The 19,022-nt window shown below is 70.5% G+C and carries 17 protein-coding genes; 5 read left to right on the forward strand and 12 right to left on the reverse strand.

All coding sequences use genetic code 11. The features are described from left to right. Positions 1 to 92: 92 nt before the first annotated feature. Positions 93 to 1,274 carry a peptidoglycan-binding domain-containing protein gene (locus EV279_RS00985; RefSeq protein WP_243728389.1) on the reverse strand — a complete coding sequence of 394 codons (1,182 nt, stop codon included), beginning with the start codon at positions 1,272 to 1,274 and terminating at the stop codon, positions 93 to 95. 161 nt (positions 1,275 to 1,435) lie between these two features. Here EV279_RS00985 and EV279_RS00990 point away from each other — a divergent pair, with 161 nt between their 5' ends. From EV279_RS00990 to EV279_RS01005, 4 genes are all read left to right on the forward strand, one after another. Then, entirely contained in the window at positions 1,436 to 2,293 is an 858-nt protein-coding gene (locus EV279_RS00990) for an aldo/keto reductase (RefSeq protein ID WP_133541085.1), read from the forward strand. Positions 2,294 to 2,356: 63 nt separating this feature from the next. Next, complete coding sequence (locus EV279_RS00995) at positions 2,357 to 3,082, forward strand: histidine phosphatase family protein (protein ID WP_133541086.1); 726 nt, start codon at positions 2,357 to 2,359, stop codon at positions 3,080 to 3,082. Next, positions 3,066 to 3,914, forward strand: coding sequence for an NAD(P)H-hydrate dehydratase (locus EV279_RS01000; RefSeq protein ID WP_133541087.1), 849 nt, complete (start codon positions 3,066 to 3,068; stop codon positions 3,912 to 3,914). Before EV279_RS00995 ends, EV279_RS01000 begins: the two co-directional genes overlap by 17 nt. 3 nt (positions 3,915 to 3,917) lie before the next feature. Beyond that, the gene (locus tag EV279_RS01005) at positions 3,918 to 4,682 is read left to right on the forward strand and encodes an alpha/beta hydrolase (protein ID WP_133541088.1); all 765 of its coding nucleotides are present in this window, start codon (positions 3,918 to 3,920) and stop codon (positions 4,680 to 4,682) included. A 6-nt stretch (positions 4,683 to 4,688) separates the two neighbouring features. On the opposite strand, the gene EV279_RS01010 is transcribed toward EV279_RS01005, so the two are convergent. Next, positions 4,689 to 6,728: a VWA domain-containing protein gene (locus tag EV279_RS01010; protein ID WP_133541089.1), complete on the reverse strand. Its 2,040-nt coding sequence runs from the start codon at positions 6,726 to 6,728 to the stop codon at positions 4,689 to 4,691. 12 nt (positions 6,729 to 6,740) lie between these two features. Further along, complete coding sequence (locus EV279_RS01015) at positions 6,741 to 8,132, reverse strand: sigma 54-interacting transcriptional regulator (protein WP_133541090.1); 1,392 nt, start codon at positions 8,130 to 8,132, stop codon at positions 6,741 to 6,743. A gap of 149 nt (positions 8,133 to 8,281) precedes the next feature. Here EV279_RS01015 and EV279_RS01020 point away from each other — a divergent pair, with 149 nt between their 5' ends. Continuing rightward, positions 8,282 to 8,623 (forward strand): hypothetical protein, encoded by a 342-nt coding sequence (locus EV279_RS01020; RefSeq protein WP_133541091.1) that lies wholly within the window; start codon positions 8,282 to 8,284, stop codon positions 8,621 to 8,623. 12 nt (positions 8,624 to 8,635) lie between these two features. Here the strand turns inward: EV279_RS01020 and EV279_RS01025 are convergent, their stop codons facing one another. The 9 genes from EV279_RS01025 to EV279_RS01065 all read right to left on the reverse strand — a co-directional run bounded on the left by EV279_RS01025 (position 8,636) and on the right by EV279_RS01065 (position 18,892). Then, positions 8,636 to 9,652 (reverse strand): LacI family DNA-binding transcriptional regulator, encoded by a 1,017-nt coding sequence (locus EV279_RS01025; protein WP_133541092.1) that lies wholly within the window; start codon positions 9,650 to 9,652, stop codon positions 8,636 to 8,638. 39 nt (positions 9,653 to 9,691) lie between these two features. After that, on the reverse strand, positions 9,692 to 11,203 hold the full coding sequence (locus EV279_RS01030; protein ID WP_133541093.1) for an alpha-N-arabinofuranosidase: 1,512 nt from the start codon (positions 11,201 to 11,203) through the stop codon (positions 9,692 to 9,694). A 55-nt stretch (positions 11,204 to 11,258) separates the two neighbouring features. Next, positions 11,259 to 12,185 (reverse strand): carbohydrate ABC transporter permease, encoded by a 927-nt coding sequence (locus tag EV279_RS01035; protein ID WP_133541094.1) that lies wholly within the window; start codon positions 12,183 to 12,185, stop codon positions 11,259 to 11,261. After that, positions 12,182 to 13,111: a sugar ABC transporter permease gene (locus tag EV279_RS01040; protein WP_133541095.1), complete on the reverse strand. Its 930-nt coding sequence runs from the start codon at positions 13,109 to 13,111 to the stop codon at positions 12,182 to 12,184. The genes EV279_RS01035 and EV279_RS01040 overlap by 4 nt, the downstream gene beginning before the upstream one ends. A gap of 71 nt (positions 13,112 to 13,182) precedes the next feature. Beyond that, entirely contained in the window at positions 13,183 to 14,550 is a 1,368-nt protein-coding gene (locus EV279_RS01045; protein WP_133541096.1) for an extracellular solute-binding protein, read from the reverse strand. 198 nt (positions 14,551 to 14,748) lie between these two features. Then, a complete protein-coding gene (locus EV279_RS01050; RefSeq protein WP_133541097.1) occupies positions 14,749 to 15,702 on the reverse strand; it encodes a 3-hydroxyacyl-CoA dehydrogenase family protein in 954 nt (317 codons plus the stop codon). Continuing rightward, positions 15,699 to 16,160 carry a ribose-5-phosphate isomerase gene (locus tag EV279_RS01055; RefSeq protein ID WP_133541098.1) on the reverse strand — a complete coding sequence of 154 codons (462 nt, stop codon included), beginning with the start codon at positions 16,158 to 16,160 and terminating at the stop codon, positions 15,699 to 15,701. Before EV279_RS01055 ends, EV279_RS01050 begins: the two co-directional genes overlap by 4 nt. A 3-nt stretch (positions 16,161 to 16,163) precedes the next feature. Continuing rightward, entirely contained in the window at positions 16,164 to 17,894 is a 1,731-nt protein-coding gene (locus EV279_RS01060; protein ID WP_133541099.1) for a dihydroxyacetone kinase family protein, read from the reverse strand. After that, a complete protein-coding gene (locus EV279_RS01065; RefSeq protein ID WP_243728390.1) occupies positions 17,891 to 18,892 on the reverse strand; it encodes a sugar phosphate isomerase/epimerase family protein in 1,002 nt (333 codons plus the stop codon). The genes EV279_RS01060 and EV279_RS01065 overlap by 4 nt, the downstream gene beginning before the upstream one ends. Between the last annotated feature and the right edge of the window lie 130 nt (positions 18,893 to 19,022).

Here is a 19,022-nt window from a genome sequence, read left to right on the forward strand (position 1 = left end):
CGCGCGCACTTGTGCACCGCGCGGAAGAGCCGAATCGGCGCTGCCCGACCACGAGCGTCGCTGTTCCGTCGAGGCGCTCGACGGGGCCGCGCTCACTCGTCCGTCGATTCGCTCTCCTCGGGCGAGGGCTCCGGCTGCGGCTCGTCGGGGTCGGGTGACGCGAGCGACTCCGTGAGATCCGCGACGGCCCTCTGGAACGCCGCGACGGTGGCGGCATCCACGGTCCCCGTCGGCTCGACTCCGAGCTCGACCTGGCAGGCCTTCACCGCTTCGGTGAGCTCCGGCGTCCAGACGCCGTCGACGGGTCCGTCCCAGAACCCGAGGAGTTTGAGCGTCTGCTGAATCGCCGCCGTCGACGCCAGGGAGGCGTCCGCGGCGGCGCCGCCGGCCGCGGCGAGCGCGGCCTGCAGCGCCTCTGCCGTCGCCTTGTCGACGGTCCCCGTGACGGGAAGCCCGCTCGCCTTCTGCAGTTCCTCGACCGCCTGAACGGTCAGCGGGCCGTAGATGCCGTCGACGGCGCCCGTGTAGTAGCCCGCGGTCGTCAGGTCCTGCTGCAACGCGGCCGTATAGGCCCGTGCCGCCTCCTCGGCCTCCAGCCTCCGCTCGTCGGTGAGGCACCCCGCATCCACGAACAGGCGGATCCATGCCATCTCGAGAGCGACGGCCGCACTGTTGAACTGCTCGGAGGCCTCCGTGAGCGGCGTGTCGTCGGATATGCCCGCCTGCGCCTGCGCGAACTGCTCCTCGGCCTGCCTCACCCGGTCGACGGTCGCAGCCGGGGCCAGCGGCGTGGCAGACCCTTGGGCAGACGGCTCGTCCGGCTCGTCGCCGGCCTCGGGGGCTGCGGCGCCGGATGCCTCGGCTTCGGCAGCCGCGAGCGCGGTCTGAGCGACGGCCAGCTCCTGCTCGGCTGTCACGAGGGCCTGCTGCGCTTCGACGGCCGCCTGCGCTCCTTGCAGCGCGTCGTCACGCGGCTCCGCCAGATCCGCTCCGCCGTCCCGCACGTCGCCGACGGTCGGCGCGGTGGATGTGATCACGTCGCCGTACCGGTCGAGGGCCGTGATGTAGGCCCTGCTCGCACCGCAGAACTCTGCGGACGCTGCCGCGAAATCCTCTTCCGCCTCCGCGACGGCCTTCTCCTTGGCGGCCACCCGCGCCTGTGCGACGTCCACGCCGCTCACTTCGCCGGCGCAGCCGGCCAAGGCGACCGATCCGGCGACGAGGACGAGAGCGGGAAGAAGCAGACGCGCGACCCGGCGGCGAGGAGTCTTCACGAGGTGGCCTTCCGATCGAGGGGCCGGTGTGCGCCCCATGATGACAGCAGCGCGCCACCGGTCCGAGGCATCCTCATCCGAATCGGCTGACCCTCGAGTGGACGGCACAACGTGGCCCGCGACCCCTCGCGGCTCGGTCGCCGGAGTCCTAGGTTCGGAGCATGACGACCAGCGTCACGCTCTCCAACGGGCTGCGGATGCCGCAGCTCGGCCTCGGGGTCTACCTCGTTTCGGATCCCGCCGTGTGCGAGGCGAGCGTCAGGACCGCCCTTCGGGCGGGATACCGGCTCCTCGACACCGCGTTCGCGTATCGGAACGAGGCCGCCGTGGGACGCGGCATCCGTTCGTCCGGAGTTCCGCGGGAGGACATCTTCGTCACGACGAAGCTCTGGCCGTCGGACTACGCCTACGAGAAGGCCGAAGCGGCGATCGGCGGCTCGCTCGCGAGGCTCGACTGCGGTCCCATCGATCTGCTGCTGCTGCATCAGCCGGTCGGCGACGTGCGCGGAGCGTGGCGGGCGATGGAGGAAGCGGTCGACAGCGGCGTGGTGAGGTCGATCGGAGTGAGCAACTTCACGACCGACGATCTCGGAGAGCTGCTTCCGGCGGCGCGCATCCGGCCTGTCGTGGATCAGGTCGAACTGCATCCGCACTGGCAGCAGCCCGACCTCCTGCCCTTCCTGGAACGGGAGGGGATCGCCGCCGAGGCGTGGTACCCGATCGGCCACGGGTCGAGGAAGCTCCTCGACGAGTCCGCCATCGTGTCGGCGGCGCGGGCCCACGGCAAGTCGGCCGTCCAGGTGATCCTGCGCTGGCACATCCAGCGCGGATTCGTCGCCATCCCGAAGTCGACGGATCCCGCCCACATCGCGGCCAATATCGACGTCTTCGACTTCGCGCTGACCCCCGGCGAGATGGCCGACATCGACGCGCTCGGCAGGGCCCGCCCCATGTTCCGGGTGCCGCGATGGCTCCTGTCCGCGGTCCTCCCGCTCGCCCGACCCCGCCCTCGCCCCTAGCCGGACCGGCGCGCGCCTTGTCAACCCGTTCGCGGGCGCGGGGCTGCACCCTAGCCTGATCGCATGGCGGTTCCCCGGCTCTGGCTCGTGCGGCATGGCGAGAGCGTCGCGAACATCGCGGCGACCGACGCGGAGCGCGAAGGGCTCGAGCGCATACCGATCGACATCCGCGATGCCGACGTGCCGCTCTCCGAGACGGGTCGCGCCCAGGCCGAGGCCCTCGGCGTCTGGTGGCGCGCCCACCGCGACGCGATCGGGACCAGCTGGGTATCGCCCTACCGACGCGCGCGAGAGACGCTGCAGATCGCGCGCGGGGATGACGGACGCGGCGACCCCGCGATCATCGACGAGCGTCTGCGCGACCGCGAGCTCGGCGTCCTCGATCTCCTCACCCGTCGGGGGGTCGAGCGCCTGCACCCCGAGGAGGCCGAGCGCCGCCGCCACCTCGGCAAGTTCTACCACCGGCCGCCGGGAGGCGAGTCGTGGGCGGACGTCGCGCTGCGCCTGCGGTCGTTCCTGCGCGACGAGCAGCCGGCGTCCGAGAGCGGCGCCCTCATCGTCGCCCACGACGCCGTCGTCATGCTGATGCTCTACCTGCTGCTGCCGCTGCAGGAGGAGGCGCTTCTGGACTTCGCGGCCTCCCACACGGTCCTGAACGCGTCCGTCACCGAGCTCGTCCGCCGGGACGGCGGCTGGGAGCTCGCCGACTTCGCCGCCGTGGGCCACCTGCAGGTCGAGGGCGCGCCCGTCACCGTCCACCCCGGGAACCCCGATGTCGAACCCGAGTGAGGTCGACGTCACGCCCGGCCTCCTGCGCAGCTGGGGCCTTCCCGATCCCGGCGAGTCGAAGAAGTCTCGCGGCGAGGTCGTGGTCGTCGGCGGATCCCGCCGGTCGCCGGGCGCCGTGTTCCTCGCGGGCGAGGCGGCGCTCCGCGTCGGCGCGGGCCGCCTCGCCGTCGTGGTGCCTGCGTCGGTGGACGCGCAGCTGAGCGTGGTGATGCCCGAGGCGGCCGTCCATTCGCTGCCGGAGGACGCGGACGCGCCCCTGCCGGACGGTCCGCGGTCGTCGATCGAATCGGCGGACGCGGTGCTCGTGGGGCCGGGGTTCGACGATCCCGACGAGACCCGATCGACCCTCCTGGCCGTCGCCGAGCTCGACGTCGAGTGCCTCGTCCTGGACGCCTTCGCGCTCGGCATCCTTCCTCGCGTGGACCGCAGCCGCCTTCCGGCCGGACTGATCCTCAACCCGAATCGCGAGGAGGCGGCGATCCTCGCCGACCGCGATCCGGGCGACGAGTCGGACCTCGTCGAGATCGCCCAGCGCTACGACGCGGTCGTCAACTGCTACGGGCGCGTCGTTACGCCCACCGGCGAGACCTGGGTCGTTCCGCACGGCGGGCCGGGGCTCGGCACCTCCGGCAGCGGCGACGTGCTCGCCGGCGCGATCGCGGGGTTCGCGGCACGGGGAGTGCCCCTGGCCCAGGCGGCGGTCTGGGGCAGCTGGGCTCACGCGCGTGCCGGCGACCGCCTGACCGACGAGGTCGGGATCGGCTTCCTCGCGCGGGACATTCCCCCCGAGCTCACCCGCGCGATCCGCGAGATCACGCGGAAGGAGGGATGACGGATGCCGATCCCGCAGCGGCGGCTCGCCGTCGGCCCCCTCGTGTTCGGCGTCGTCGAGAGCCCCGGCCCCGAGGGAAGCAGCCGCCCGCCGGTCGTGCTCGTCCACGGGATCGGGATGTCCCACCGCTACCTCTCGAAGCTGCACGCGCTCCTCGCGGCGGAGGGTCGCGTCTTCTCGATCGACCTGCCCGGCTTCGGCGGACTCCCCAAGCCGCCGCACGACGTCGACGTGCCGGCGATGGCGTCGGGGCTCGCGGACGTCGTGGCCTCGCTCGACGCCGGCCCGGTCGTGCTGATCGGGCAGTCGATGGGCTGCCAGTGGGTCGTGGAGCTCGCCGTGCAGCGCCCCGACCTCGTCGCCCAGGTCGTCACGATCGGACCCGTCGTCGATGCCGGGCATCGGTCCGTGCTCGCTCAGACGGCGGCGCTCGCGGTCGACTCGCTCCGCGAGCCGCCGAACGTGAACGCGCTGGTGCTGACGGACTACATCCGCTGCGGCATCCCGTGGTACCTGACGCAGCTGCGCCACATGGTCGGCTACCCCATCGAGGAGCGCGTGGCCGTACTGCCGGTGCCGCTGCTCATCGTGCGCGGCGGACGCGACCCGATCGCGGGCGAGGAGTGGTGTCGAGAGCTCCGCGACCGGGCCGGGAGCGCCCGCCTCGTCGTGATCCCGGGGCATCCCCATAACGTGCAGCAATCCGCGCCGCGGGCGACGTTCTCCGCCCTGGAGGCACTCGTGACGCAGGTGGGCACCGAGCGCTGACTCCGGTCACCACCACGCGCGCCCGCGCAGCATGTCGCCGAAGTCCTCGGGCGACCCTCGACCGGTGTGACGCGACCCCAGGTAGCTGTCGACGACGGCACGCCCGAGATCGTCGAGCTCAGGGGCGACGACCTGCCCGCCTGCGCGCCGGGCGAGCGCGTCGAGGAAGCGTGCGAGGCCGGGGTCGTCACCCAGCCGGAAGAAGGTCGTCTGCGCCCCGAGCCGGTGCGCGGTGTCGAGCTCCCGGACGGTCGCGGCGACCGTGCGCGCGTCGGGAGGGTAGGCGAACAGCACATGTCCGTCGGTCTCGAGGTGCGATGTCGGCTCGCCGTCGGTCACGACGAGGAGCACCGGCTGAGCCGTGGGGTGGCGGCGGAAGTGACGCTGCGCCAGGAGCAGGGCATGGTGAAGGTTGGTGCCCTTGTCCCAGACGGCGTCCTTCGCCGTGAGCTGCTCGATGTCGATCACCTCGGCGTGGCGGGCGAAGGCGATGAGCTGCAGACTGTCGCCGCGGAAGCGGGTCGAGATCAGGTGGTGGAGCGCCAGCGCGGTGCGCTTCATCGGCACCCAGCGGCCGTCCATCGCCATCGAGAAGGACGTGTCGACGAGCAGCGCGACGGCGGCCTGCGTGCGCTGCTCCGTCTCGACGACCTCGACGTCGCCGGTGGTCAGGCGCACGCCGGTCGAGGCATCCGCACCGTCGGCCACCGTTCGCAGGACGGCGTTCGACACGGTTCGGGGGATGTCCCAGGGCTCGGTGTCGCCGAACGCCCACTCCCGCGTCGCACCTGTGCGATCCCCCGCCGCCCCGGCGTTGCGCGTCTCACGCCGGCCGAGACGTCCCGACTGGCGCGTCGCGATGTCGCGCAGAAGGGCGCGGCCGAGCTGGCGCATCGCCCGCGGAGTGAGGCGGAGCGCTCCGTCGGACGCGCGCTGCAGCATCTCGCTGTCCTTCAGCTCCCGCTCGAGGTCGCGCAGGGTCCGCGCGCTCACGGCGGCGTCGTCGCCGAGCAGCCGTGCGAGCGCGTCCAGATCGATGTCGTCCATCCGCGCGCCGGGGTACATCTGGCTCAGCTGATCGGTGAGGGCGTCGAGGTCCGACAGGTCCTGCATGACGCCGGTCGCCTCGCCGAGACCCGTCGGCTCGTCTCCCGAGAAGGATGCCGAGCCCGTCCAGTCCTCGCCGGGCCGGAGCGAGCGCAGGTTGTCGTCCAGGCGCGAGAGCGACTGCATCAGTTCGGGTGACCCGAACGCCTGCGCAGCCAGGCTGAGAAGCTCGTCGCGCTGCTCGGGGGTCATCGAGTTGAGCATGCGCTGCGCGGCCGCCGAGCGCGCGGCCAGAGCATCCATCAGCTCATCGAGATTCTGCGGGCTCTCGGGGAACTGGTCGCCGTGCTTGCGCATGAACTCGTCGAAGTCGTCCTGCGTGTCCTCGCCGAGCCGTCGCTTCTCGAGAAGGTCGTTGAGGTCGCCCAGCATGTCGCGGATGGCCTGCCGGTCGGCGTCGGTGGCGTTCTCGAGCGCGTTCTTCATGCCGGCGAACCGCTGGTCCAGCAGCTCCCGGCCGAGGAGCTCCGTGATCCGCTCGTAGTCGGCGCGCGCCGCGGGGCTCTTCCAGTCGTAGTCGGCGAGCTCGTTGACGGCTGCCGCGGTGCTCCCGGGCAGGTTCTCCAGGCGCATCTCGGCGAACGCGCGATCGTCGTCGTCCAGTTCCACATCGTTCGCCAGACGCTTGCGCTCTTCGAGCACGGCGTGGTCGAGGAGCCTCCGGATCTCCTCCAGCGTGCCGTCGAGCCGGTGCCGGCGCAGCAGCTCCGCCCGTCGCTCGCGGACGCGCCGGGCGAGGTCGTCGAGGCCCTCGCGATCGCGATCGCCGCGGCGGAGGTACTCGCGCAGGGCGCGCTCGGCCGACGTGCCCGACATGACGTCGTGCCCGATCGTCTCGAGGGCGGACTGCACCTCCACCGGCGGGGCGAGCGGGTCCCCGCCCGTGTAGCGACCGTATCGAGACCGGTGCGCCGACGATCGGTGGAAGCTCCGCACCATCAGGACGTCCCGCTATCCATAGACGGTCTCTCCTGCCGCGCTGTCCTTGCCGATCCGCCGCTCGAGATAGAGCGACTCGAGGAGCAGCTCGAGCGCCCCGGCGCGTTCGCCGGGCGTGCGGGCGTCCAGCCGCTCGGCGACCTGGTCGTACAGGTCGGACTCGCCGAGCACCGGCATCGCCGCGAGCACATCGGCGGCCGGCACCTGCTCGCCGGTCATGACGGTCGAGCCCTCGTGCAGCGCCTCCACGAGCACGCGCGAGTCCAGCCCCCGCAGATGGGCGCGCGCGGTGTCGGCCACTGCCGTGCGCAGAAGGTGCTCCAGGATGGCGCGCTCCCGGCCCTCTTCGCCCGTCTCGAACTCGATCTTGCCTCCGAGCACCTCGACGGCCGTCTCGAGGTCGACCGGCCGGGCGACCGCGACGTCCTCGTGCTGACGCGTGGCCCGGTGCAGCGCCGCGGCGGCGATCGTCTCCGCGCCCGCGATCGAGAAGCGCGCGGACACGCCGGCGCGCTGGTCGACGGCGTCCGACTCGCGGAGGTTCCGGGTGAAACGCGCGAGCACCTCGAGGAGGTGGTCGGGGACGTCGGCGACGAGCCCGGCCTCCTGACGGATGACGGCGATCTCCTCGTCGATGGACTGCGGGTAGTGCGTGCGGATCTCGGCGCCGAAGCGGTCCTGCAGCGGCGTGATGATGCGGCCGCGATTGGTGTAGTCCTCGGGGTTGGCGGTGGCGACGACGAGGACGTCGAGGTCGAGCCGCAGCAGGTAGCCGCGGATCTGGATGTCGCGTTCCTCCATGACATTGAGGAGGGACACCTGGATGCGCTCGGCGAGGTCCGGCAGCTCGTTTATCGCGACGATACCGCGGTGGCTGCGCGGGACGAGCCCGTAGTGGATGGTCTCCGGGTCGCCGAGCGAGCGGCCCTCGGCGACCTTGATCGGGTCGACGTCTCCGATCAGGTCGGCGACGGAGGTGTCGGGCGTCGCGAGCTTCTCGGCGTAGCGCTCCGAGCGGTGCCGCCATGTGACAGGCAGGTCGTCGCCGAGCTCGCTCGCGCGCCGGAGGGACGCCGGCGTGACGGGGTGGAACGGGTGCTCGCCGAGCTCGGACCCCTCGATGACGGGGCTCCACTCGTCGAGCAGTCCGGGAATGCTGCGCAGCAGGCGCGTCTTGCCCTGACCACGCTCACCGAGCAGCACGATGTCGTGCCCCGCGAGGATCGCGCGCTCGAGCTGCGGGATGACGGTGGTGTCGAAGCCGTGGATGCCGGGCCACGGGTCTCGCCCCGCGGCCAGCGCGGCGAGAAGGTTCTCCCGAAGCTCGACGCGCAGCGGACGGAAGGTGTGCCCCGACGCGCGGAGCTGCCCGGTGGTGGCGATCGCGGACGGCGACGGTGTCATGACGAGAGAGTAGGTCGGTTCAGCGGGCGGAGGGGCCGGATCGGCGAGAAATGTTGCGCCGCGACCTGACGAGCGCACTGGCCCAACCGTCGCCGGGTCGGGATAATCGAGTCACGGGCACCGTCGCTCGGAAAGGGGTGTGGTGGAGGATGCCCTATCGACGATTCGCAACCCTGCAGGCGTGGGTCGAGGAGTTCACGCGGCTCGGCTATCCGCTGAAGGGGTCGATCCGCGTCATCCCGCAGGACGGTGAAGAGGGTGCCGACACGGGGCTCGTGGCGATGCGGCTGCTGGACTCCCCCACCGAGATCTACATCGAGCCTCCCGCGAAACCCGGTGCCGAGTGGACGATCACGTTCGAGCCCCGCGAGCAGGCCGTGCGCCTCGGCGCGTCCGCGGTGAAGGCTCTGGCGGGCGAGCTGGCGACGCTCTCGGCCCTCTGCGCATTCCTCCAGCAGAAGTCAGAGGAGCTGGTCGCCCGCACCCGCTGAGCCTTGCCGCGGTCACTTGCCCGCGAGCGGGGGGGCGGTGGAGTCGCGCACGACCAGGCTCGTCGCCAGCTCGATGCGGGTCGGCTCCGGATCGGCGTCTTCGAGAAGCCGCAGGAGGAGCCGGGTGGCCTGCTCCGCCATCTCGCGGAGGGGCTGATGGATCGTCGTCAGCCGGGGACTTGCCAGCTCGGCGACGGGCAGGTCGTCGAACCCCACGACCGAGAGAGCTCCCGGCACGTCCACGCGCCGAGCGGCGGCGGCGTGCAGGACGCCGAGCGCCTGGATGTCGCTGCCGGCGAAGATCGCGGTCGGCGGGTCCGGCAGTGCCAGCAGCGCCGCAGCCTCCCGCTCACCGCTCGAGCGATCGAGCTCGCCGTAGCGGATCCACGCCGGATCGACCGGGAGCCGGGCCGCTCGCATGGCGGAGCGGTATCCGTCCAGCCGCGCGAGCGACGACATCACGTCCTCGGGCCCGGAGATCGCGGCGATCCGTCGGTGTCCCAGTCCGAGAAGATGCCGGGTCGCCTCGAGACCGCCCGCCCAGTTGGAGGCGCCGACGGAGGGGATGCCGGGAGCCGGATCGCCCGCCGGGTCGATGACGACGAAAGGGATGCCGCGCGCTTCCAGCCTCTCGCGGCCCTCCGCCGGGATCCCTGCGAAGAGGAGGATGATGCCGGTGGGCCCGCGGCGGATCACCGACTCGAGCCACACGCTCGCCGGCGCGTGGCGGTCGCCGCTCACCGAGAGCGAGACCGCGAGTCCTCTCTCGGCTGCGGCCTCCCGGACCCCTTCGATGATCGCGAGCGCCCACTCGCCCTCGAGCTCGTGCAGGACCACTTCGATGTATTCGTGGCGCTTCCGGCTCTTGCGCCGCCGGTAGCCGCTCTTGCGGAGGTGCTCCTCGACGAGCTCCCGCGTCGCGGACGACACATCGGCGGCCCCGTTGAGCACCTTCGAGATCGTCGTCAATGAGACGCCGGTCTGGGAGGCGATCTCCTTGAGCGTCACCCGCTGGGCCCGCGTCGGCATCCTTCTCCTTCCTGGGTCCGCGCGGCGCGCGGACGTCGTTCAGTCGAGGGTGAGGACCGTCCACGAGCAGGGCGGGAGCGTCACGGACACCGTCCCCTCGGAGACCTCGACCGTGTCGTTGCCCGTCGGGCTCACGCGGTTCGGCTCGGCGAGGGTGTTCGCGGCGAAGATGTCGTCGTCGTGAAGCGATGACGCTCGCGCCGTCGTCACGGCACCCAGGGCGCGCGAGTCGATCTCGAGCGTCACGCTCTCGGAGAGGCTGCGATTGACCGCGAAGACCGTCGTGCCGCCCCGCTCGGGGTCGTGAGTCGCCACGGCGTCGACGACCGGCACCTCGCCGTAGCGGTCGGTGTCGTAGTGCGGGCTCTCGAGTTTGAGCTCCAGTGCCACTCCGCGGGCCAGCTGCGAGGTGAGCGAGAAGGGGTAGAACGTCGTCTGCCGCCACGCAGGCCCTCCCGGCTCGGTCATGATCGGAGCGATGACGTTGACCAGCTGCGCCAGGCTCGCCGAGGTGACCCGGTCGGCGTGCCGGATGAGCGAGATCAGCAGGCTGCCGAAGACGACGGCGTCGAGCACCGAGTACGAGTCCTCGAGCAGCCGGGGCGCGACCGGCCACTCGGTCACGTCGGTGATCTTGTCGACCTCGTTGTAGCGGACCTGATACCAGACGTTCCACTCGTCGAAGGAGATGTTGATCGTCTTCTCGCTGTCGCGCACCGCCTTCACATGATCGGCGGTGGCCACGACGGCTTCGATGAAGCGGTCCATGTCGACCGCGGATGCCAGGAAGCTGCCGTAGTCCTCGCCCACCGGCTCGTAGTACGCGTGGCACGAGATGTAGTCGACGCTGTCGTACGTCTCCTCGAGCACGACGCGCTCCCACTCGCCGAAGGTCGGCATCTGCGCGCCGGAGCTGCCGCACACGACGAGCTCGAGATCGGGATCCACCTGCCGCATCGCCCGCGCCGTCTTGGAGGCGAGCTGGGCGTACTCCTGGGCGGTGCTGTGGCCGAGCTGCCAGGGCCCGTCCATCTCGTTGCCGAGGCACCACATCCGGATCCCGTGCGGTTCGGGGTGCCCGTTCGCGACGCGGCGATCCGACAGCTCCGTCCCCGAGCGCAGGTTGGCGTATTCGAGGACGTCCAGCGCCTCGAGCACGCCGCGAGTGCCGAGGTTCACGGCGTACATCAGCTCGCTGCCCACCTTCTCGAGCCACGTCGCGAACTCGTCCAGGCCGATCTCGTTGGTCTCCGTCGAGTGCCAGGCGAGGTCGAGCCGCCGCGGGCGCTTCTCGCGAGGGCCGACGCCGTCCTCCCAGCGGTACCCCGAGACGAAGTTGCCGCCGGGGTAGCGGATCGTCGAGACGCCCAGCTCTCGCACCAGCTCGATGACGTCCGTGCGGAAGCCGTTCTCGTCGGCGCACTCGTGGCCGGGCTCGTAGATGCCGTCGTAGACGCACCGGCCGAGGTGCTCGACGAACGACCCGAAGAGCCGGCGGTTGATGGGACCCACGGTGAAGTGCGGGTCGATGGTCAGGTGCGCTCGGATCATGCTGATCTTCCAGAGGATGGTGGGGTGTTCTGAGGGTGCCGGAGAGGGGCCCGGGTCACTTGAGGCTTCCGATGGCGAGGCCCCCGCGCCAGTACTTCTGAAGCGTCAGGAACGCGATGATCAGCGGGATCACCGACACGAGCGACCCGAGCACGATGATGCTCCACAGGCTCTGTCCGCCCGCGGCGCCATAGGTGGACGCCGTGGACTGCCACAGGCCGATGCCGACGGTGACGGGGAACAGGCGGTTGTCGGAGAGCATGACGAGGGGCAGGAAGTAGTTGTTCCACGACGCCACGACCGACAGGAGCAGCACCGTCACGATCGCCGGCCGCAGGAGCGGAAGCGCCACGACGAAGAACGACCGGAACTCGCCGGCGCCGTCGACGCGGGCGGCGTCGAGCAGCTCGTCGGGCACGGCATCCCTCGCGTACACGTTCATGAGGTAGACCCCGAACGGGTTCAGCAGGCTCGGGAAGATGACCGCCCAGATCGTGTTCGTCAGCCCCAGCTGGGCGAACAGCACGAAGGTCGGGATGGCCAGAGCGGTCGTCGGCACCATCACCGAGCCGAGGAGGATCGCGAACGAGAGGTTGCGCCCCGCGAAGCGGTACTTCGCGAACCCGTACCCCGCGAGCACCGCGAGCACGGTCGCGCCCACTCCGCCGACGATCGCGTAGAGGGCGGAGTTGGCGAGCCAGCGCCCGTAGATCCCCCCGCCGTACGTGAAGAGGTCGACGAGGTTGCCCAGGTAGTTGATGTCGTCGGCGAACCACAGCGAGCTGCCACCGCCGAACAGACCCGCCGCCGTCTTCGAGCTGTTGACGATGAGCCACCAGAACGGCACCAGGAAGTAGATCATCAGCAGGGCGAGGACGATGCTCAGCGGAATGCGGCCGCGCTCGCGGGGGGTGCGACGGCGCTCGATGACCCGGCGCGGAGGCGTCCGGGTGCCGGTCACCTCGACGGGTGTCACGCTCATGAGAAGAAGCCCCCTCGCTTGCGGGTCGCGAACAGGAAGATGTAGACGCACACGAACACGACGGCGCCCAGCGCGAACGAGATCGTCGCTCCGTAGTTGTAGTTCGCGAGCGAGAACGCCTGCTGGTACGCGTACATGTTCGGCGTGAAGTCGTTCGGGATGGCTCCCGCCGCGAGGTCCTGAAGGATCTTGGGCTCATTGAAGAACTGGAGCGTGCCGATGAGGGCGAAGACGAGGATCAGGACGAGCGCCGGGGTGACCAGCGGGATCTTGATGCGCAGGATGATCTGCCACTGGGAGGCCCCGTCGATGCGCGCGGCCTCGTACAGCGTCGGGTCGATCCCCTGGAGCGCGGCGTAGAGGATGATCATGTAGTACCCGGCCCACTGCCAGGTGACGATGTTGAGCAGCCCGTAGAAGATGAGGCTGCTGCTCAGGAAATCAGGCGCCTGGCGACCGAAACTTTCGAAGATCTCCGCGAGCGGACCGAAGTTGTCGCTGTAAAGGAACCCCCACATGAGCGCGCCGATGACGGTCGGGATCGCGTACGGCATGAAGATCATGAGGCGGCTGAATCGTGCGAAGCGCGTGACGACGATGTCGAGGATCAGCGCGATGGCGAGCGAGACCGCCATCTGCAGGGGGATCAGCACGATCGAGAAGCGCACCACGAACCACACGCCGTCGAGGAACGAGGGGTCGCTGAAGGCCTTGACGTAGTTGCCGAAGAGCACGAATCGCGTGCCGCCGATGAGCGACTTCTGGAAGAGGCTGAGGTAGAGCGCATAGCCGATGGGAAGCACCAGCAGCGCGAGGAAGATGATCCCGAACGGAGCGACGAACGCCCAGCCGGTCAGATTCTGACGAACGACCGTGGACCTGCGATGCTTCGTCGAGACAGCTGGACTGTCGAGTGTGGCGGTCATGATTTCTCCGGGTCTGTGAGGGATGCCCGAGGGCCGGTCCGCGCGAGCACGGACCGGCCCCCGAGCTCTGATCACTCGGTGACGGTGAAGCCCTGCTCCTCGGCGTACGCCACGACGTCCTTCTGGAGGGCGTCGGCGGCCTCGGAGCCCGTGGCCGAGCCCTCGATGATGGCGGCCAGCTGCTTGGTCAGCGCGGAGTAGTAGTACTGACCGAGCGGGGTGTAGGTCATGCCCTCGTAGGCGTTGGCCGCGGGCACGTACACCTCCTTGTTGGCCTGCTGTCCGTTGAAGAACGGCACCTCGTAGTCCTGGAACTCCGGTGCCTCCAGCACGTCGACGTTGAGCGGGAAGATGATCTGCTCCTGCCAGCCCTGGTCGAGCGAAGCCTGGTCGGCGTAGACCCCGAAGGCCACCTTCGCGGCGAGCTCCTTGTTCTGCGCCTGGCTGCTCACCGAGAAGGCCGAACCGCCCCAGTTGATGGCGATCGGGTTGCTGGGATCCCACTGCGGCATGGGGGCCGCAGCCCACACACCGGCATCCGCGCCCTCACCGACGCCCGCGCCCTGCAGGTAGCCGGGAGCCCACGCCGCCGAGAGGTAGGTGGCGTAGTTGCCGTTGATCACGCCGGCGATGTACTCGGGGGTGAACTGGTCCTCTGTGCCGACGAGGCCCTTGTCGACCAGGCCGTCCCAGTAGTCCAGCACCTCCTTGATCTCGGGGCTGTTGAGCGTGATGCCGATCTGCCCCTCGTCCGCCGGGTCGTACGTGAACGGCTCGGCGCCGTTGCCGTAGAAGTACGCGGTGGCCGTCGCCGGCTGGTTGGCTGCGAAGCTCGCGAACACCGGTCCGCCGGCGTCCTTCAGCTTCTGGGCCGTCGCCTCGAGCTCCTCCCAGGTGGTCGGCGGGGTGAGGCCGTACTGGCTGAAGATGTCGGTGCGATAGATCATGCCCATCGGACCGCCGTCGATCGGTGCTCCGTAGATGCCGTCGCCGACCGAGACGTCCTTCCATGCGCCCTCGCTGAAGTTGTCCTTCACGTCCTCGTAGCCCAGGTCGGTGAGGTCGACGAGCGCGTCCTGAGCCTGGAACGAGGCGATGCGGTCGGCCTCGACCATCATCACGTCGGGAGCGCCGCTGCCCGCCGAGATGGCCGTCTGGAACTTGTCGTACGCGTCGCCGCCGGCTCCTGCGTTGGTCCAGCAGACCTGGACGTCGTCGTTCTCCTCGTTGAAGTTGTCGACGACATCCTCCGAGTTGGGGTACCAGGCCCACAGGGTGACGAGAGGGGCGTCGGGGTTCTTGATCTCGTTGGTGCAGTTCGCGTCGGCGTTTCCGCCGCCGCCGCCGGTGCTGCCGCCGTCGCCGCCGGCGGAGCAGGCGGCGAGGCCGCCGACCAGCGCGAACGCGGCCATCGCAGCAAAAACAGGCTTCGTCTTCACTGGGTATTCCTTTCGGTTCTGCGGGACTTCTTCGTCGGTGCGCGACCGGTTCCCGGCGGGGCTCTCGGGGTGAGCGGCTCCGGGCGGGAAGTGGTCTACAACGTTGTAGAGCAACGTTGTAGAAACTGTGGCACTCACCGGCCCCGGTGTCAAGGAATCGACGGGAATTTCCGGCCGGATGCCGAAAGTTGTGATCCGTCAGTAATCGACGGGCGCGTCCCCCAGGCGCGTGAGCAGCCGCGAGAGCGCCGCGTAGGCGTCGTCCCGGTACGCCGTGAGCTCCGACGCACGCTCAGGCGGGGTGGCGAGGAAGCCGCGACCGGTCTTGAGTCCGTTCTCGCCTCGCTCGACGTGCTCGAGAAGGGCCTGGGGCGCGCTGAAGCGCTCGGGGTACGCGCTGTGCAGAGACGTGTAGCAGAACCGGTAGACGTCGAGGCCGGCGATGTCCGCGATCGCGAAGGGACCGAAGAAGGGCAGCCGGAAGCCGAATGTCGTGCGCGCGATGAGATCGATGGCCTCCGGGGATGCGACCCCCTCCTCCACGAGCCGCGCCGCTTCGGAGAAGAGCGCGTACTGCAGGCGGTTCAGCACGAAACCGGTGACATCGGCGATCGGGACGCCCACCTTGCCGCAGTCGTCCAGCAGCTCGACCACGCGGGTCACGGCATCCGATCCGGTGCCCGCGTGCGCAATGACCTCGACCCCGGGGATGAAGGGGGCCGGATTGCTGAAGTGGACGCCGAGGAAGCGCTCCTGACCCGACACGGCCTCCGCCAGCGTCCCGATCGAGATCGTCGAGGTGTTGCTGCCGATCAGGGTGTCGGGTCTGCTGGCGGCGCTGATCCGCCGGAGCGTCTCGTGCTTGACCTCGAGCACCTCCGGCACGGCCTCCTCCACGAAGTCGGCGTCGGTCACCGCGTCTTCGATCGACGGTGCGGCGATGAGGCGGTCGGCCACACGATCCCGTGCGTCCGGAGGGAAGATCCCGCGCTCGGCGTAGGAGGCGGCCTGCTCGATGAGGCGCTCGCGATTGGTCGCCGCGATCTCGGCGCGGACGTCGGCGAGCATGACATCCCTGCCCGCCAGGGCGAGCACCTGTGCGATGCCGCCGCCCATGTAGCCCGATCCCACCACGGCTGTCGTCGAGATCATCGGTGGCTCCCCTCGTAGTCGTCGATCAGCCGGACCTTCGCCGCAGAGGCCGATCCGGGATCGAAGCGGTGGTCCAGCCACTCGTCGACGAGCTTCTTCGCGAGCTCGAGGCCGATGACGCGAGCGCCGAGCGTCAGCACCTGCGCGTTGTTGCTCTTGACCGACCGCTCGACGGAGTAGCTGTCGTGAGCGGTGACCGCCCGGATGCCGCGCACCTTGTTGGCTGCGATCGCGACGCCGAGCCCGGTTCCGCAGATGAGCAGAGCGCGGTCGGCGTCGCCGCGGGCCACGATGGCGGCGGCGCGCACGGCGATGCTGGGGTAGGGCGTCGCGTCTGCGGAGTCGACCCCGACATCGACGACGGCAGTCACCCGCGGGTCGGTGGAGAGCAGCTCGCGCAGCGCCTCCTTGTACGTGTAGCCCGCGTCATCCGCTCCGACGACGATCGTCCAGCCCATCGGTCACTCCCCTTCCTCGAAGGTGTCGCCGCCACGGGCGACCGCGTCGACGATGATCCAGAACGAGGTCGCGCCGGGGTCGGGGTGGCCGAGACTGCGCTCGGCCAGCGGGCGGGCACGTCCGCGGCGCGGCGTCATCGCGGCCGTCGCGTCGGCACCGGTCCGCGCGGCGGCGGCCGCGTCGGAGAGAGCCTCCGACAGCCCCGCTCCCGCTCGCACGCCGGCGGCGAGGCGCTCGTCGAACGGACCGATCGCGTCGAGCATCGTCTTGTCGCCGAGATCCGCGCCGCCGAGCTCGGCGATTCGGCTGCGCGCGTCCGCGACGGCACGCGCGACATCGGCGGAGCTGAACGCCTCCGGCGAGCCGAGCGACTCGCCCATCCGCGCGAGCGCGGCACCCCACAGCGCGCCGGAGGTCCCGCCGGCCGTCTCCGACCACGCGTCGCCCGCGATCTGCAGGAGCTCTCTGACGCCGGTCCCCTCGTCGGCGGCGTCGGCGGCATCCACCGCCGCGCTCAGTCCGCGCAGCATCCCGATGCCGTGATCTCCGTCGCCCGCGACGGCGTCCAGCCTCCCCAGGTGGTCCGCCTGCGCGGCGATCGCCTCGCGCGCCCGGGTGAGCAGTCGTCGGGCGGTTCCGGCCGCTGAACGGGAGGCGGCTGTCGCCGGCGGCACGGGTGCCGACCGGACGTCGGGCTCGACGTGCGTCCTCGCGGTGGTCGCAGCGGCTGCCGGGCCAGCGAACGCGCCCTTACGGAAGGCCGGCGACGACGCAGGGGCGGTCCACAGCTCCTCGAGCTCGTCATCGAGCCAGAGGAGCGTCAGCGAGGCGCCGGCCATGTCGAGGCTGGTGACGAACTCGCCGCACTCCGGCTCGACGACCTCGATGCCCTCCCGCTCGAGCTGATCGACGACGAAGCCGAACAGCACGTAGAGCTCCTCGTACTTCACCGAGCCCAGGCCGTTGACGATCACGGCCGCCCGTTCCGCGCCCTCGGGCCGCTCCGCGAGCAGCGGGGCGAGGAGCGTGGCGGCGAGGTCGGGCGCCGCCTGCAGGGGCACATCTCGCACGCCGGGCTCGCCGTGGATGCCGAGCCCGATCGACATCTGCCCCTCGGGCACCGCGAACAGGGCTTCGTCCGCGCCGGGGAGCGTGCAGCCGGCGAAGGCGACGCCGTGACTGCGGGTGCGGCTGTTGGCCAGGGCGGCGAGGCGCTCGACCTCGTCGATCGAGTCGCCGCGCTCCGCGGCCGCGCCGGCGATGTGGAAGACGCACAGGATGCCCGCGATGCCGCGGCGCTCGTCGAGCAGCTCTGGCGGCGCACTGGCGACGTCATCGGTGATGAGCACCGTGCGCGCATCGATCCCGTCGGCGCGCAGGCGTCGCTGCGCCTCGCCGAAGTGGATGACATCGCCGGCGTACCGGCCGAAGGTGAAGAGGATTCCCCCGCCGGCGTCGGCGGCGTGTGCGACGCGCAGCGCCTGCGCGGTGGAGGGAGACGTGAAGATGTTGCCGCACACCGCCCCCGCGGCGAGTCCCGGGCCGACGAAGCCGGCGAACGCCGGGTAGTGGCCCGATCCGCCGCCGATGAGCACGGCGACCTTGCCCCGTGCGAGCGGCTGCGCGCGCACCACGCCGCCGTCGATGAGCGACACCTGGTCGCGATGCGCTCTCGCGAAGCCCCGCAGGGCATCGGCCACGAATGCGTCGGGGTCGCCCAGGATGCGGGTCACGATCGGCCCTCGACCGCGTGCGACTGCCGCACGAGGCTTCTGCCGCGCGTGTACCCCCGGCGCGGAAGCACGCGGCTGCGCAGGTAGTCGCGGTTCGTCGCGCTGACGCTCAGCCCGTCGCCCCCGTAGTGCTCCACGCAGATCACGCCCTGGAATCCGGCGCGCAGTGCGATCTTGACCGTCTCGCGATAGTCGATCACGCCGAGCTCGAGCGACGTCGGCATCGTCGAGACGAAGCCGGCCGCGGCATCCTCGTCCCGCGTGTAGTTCTTGACGTGCCAGAAGTTCGCATAGGGCATCGTCGATTCGGCGATATCGCGCCAATGCTCCACCGGCTCATGCAGGCGGATGAGGTTGCCGATGTCGGGATTCAGGCCCACCGCATCCAGCCCGATGTCCTGGACCAGCCGCACAGCGGAGTCGGAGGAGCCGAGGAGGGTGTGCTCGTACAGCTCGAGGGACAGCAGGAGCCCGACATCCTGCGCGTGGCGGCCGAGCTCGCGCAGCCGCGTGACGGCGAGCGACCAGGCCTCGCCGTCGCCGAGCGGATCGCGATGACCTTCGACGGTCCAGAACCACAGCTGCGCGCGCTGGTCGGCGGTGAGCTCGCGGTGCAGGCCGACTGAGACGACCGGGATGCCGAGCGATGCCGCGAAGTCGATCGTGCGGTGCGCATAGGCGAGGTGCTCGTCGCCGCGGCGCTCGTCGATCACGCTCCTGCGGATGGCCGACAGCGAGACGGGGGTCAGCCCGGTCGAGGCGAGCGCCTCGCCGAGATCGGAGGCGTCGCCGGGAGCGAGGTCGCCGTACCTCACCCACGAATCGGTGAGGTCGACCTCGGTGAACCCGGCGTCCTCCACCTCCTGCAGATCGCTCAGCCACCGCTCGGTCGGCGATGAGTCCGGAGCCGACGGGTGGGCGTCGCCGAGCGGGAGCATCGCCGCCGCGATCGGCCAGTCGCTCGCGGTCAGCGTCTTCGGGTCGTCAGTGACGCGCACATCGGCAGGATACACTGATCTACAACGTTGCATACAACGTGGCAGAGGCGCTGTCCGCGGCGCGGCCTGCAGCGGCCCCGACGGTGCGAACGCAGTAGAGTACAGACGTTCAGAGGGCAGGGGAGCACCG

It is taken from the genome of Microbacterium sp. BK668, assembly GCF_004362195.1.
Lineage (GTDB): Bacteria > Actinomycetota > Actinomycetes > Actinomycetales > Microbacteriaceae > Microbacterium.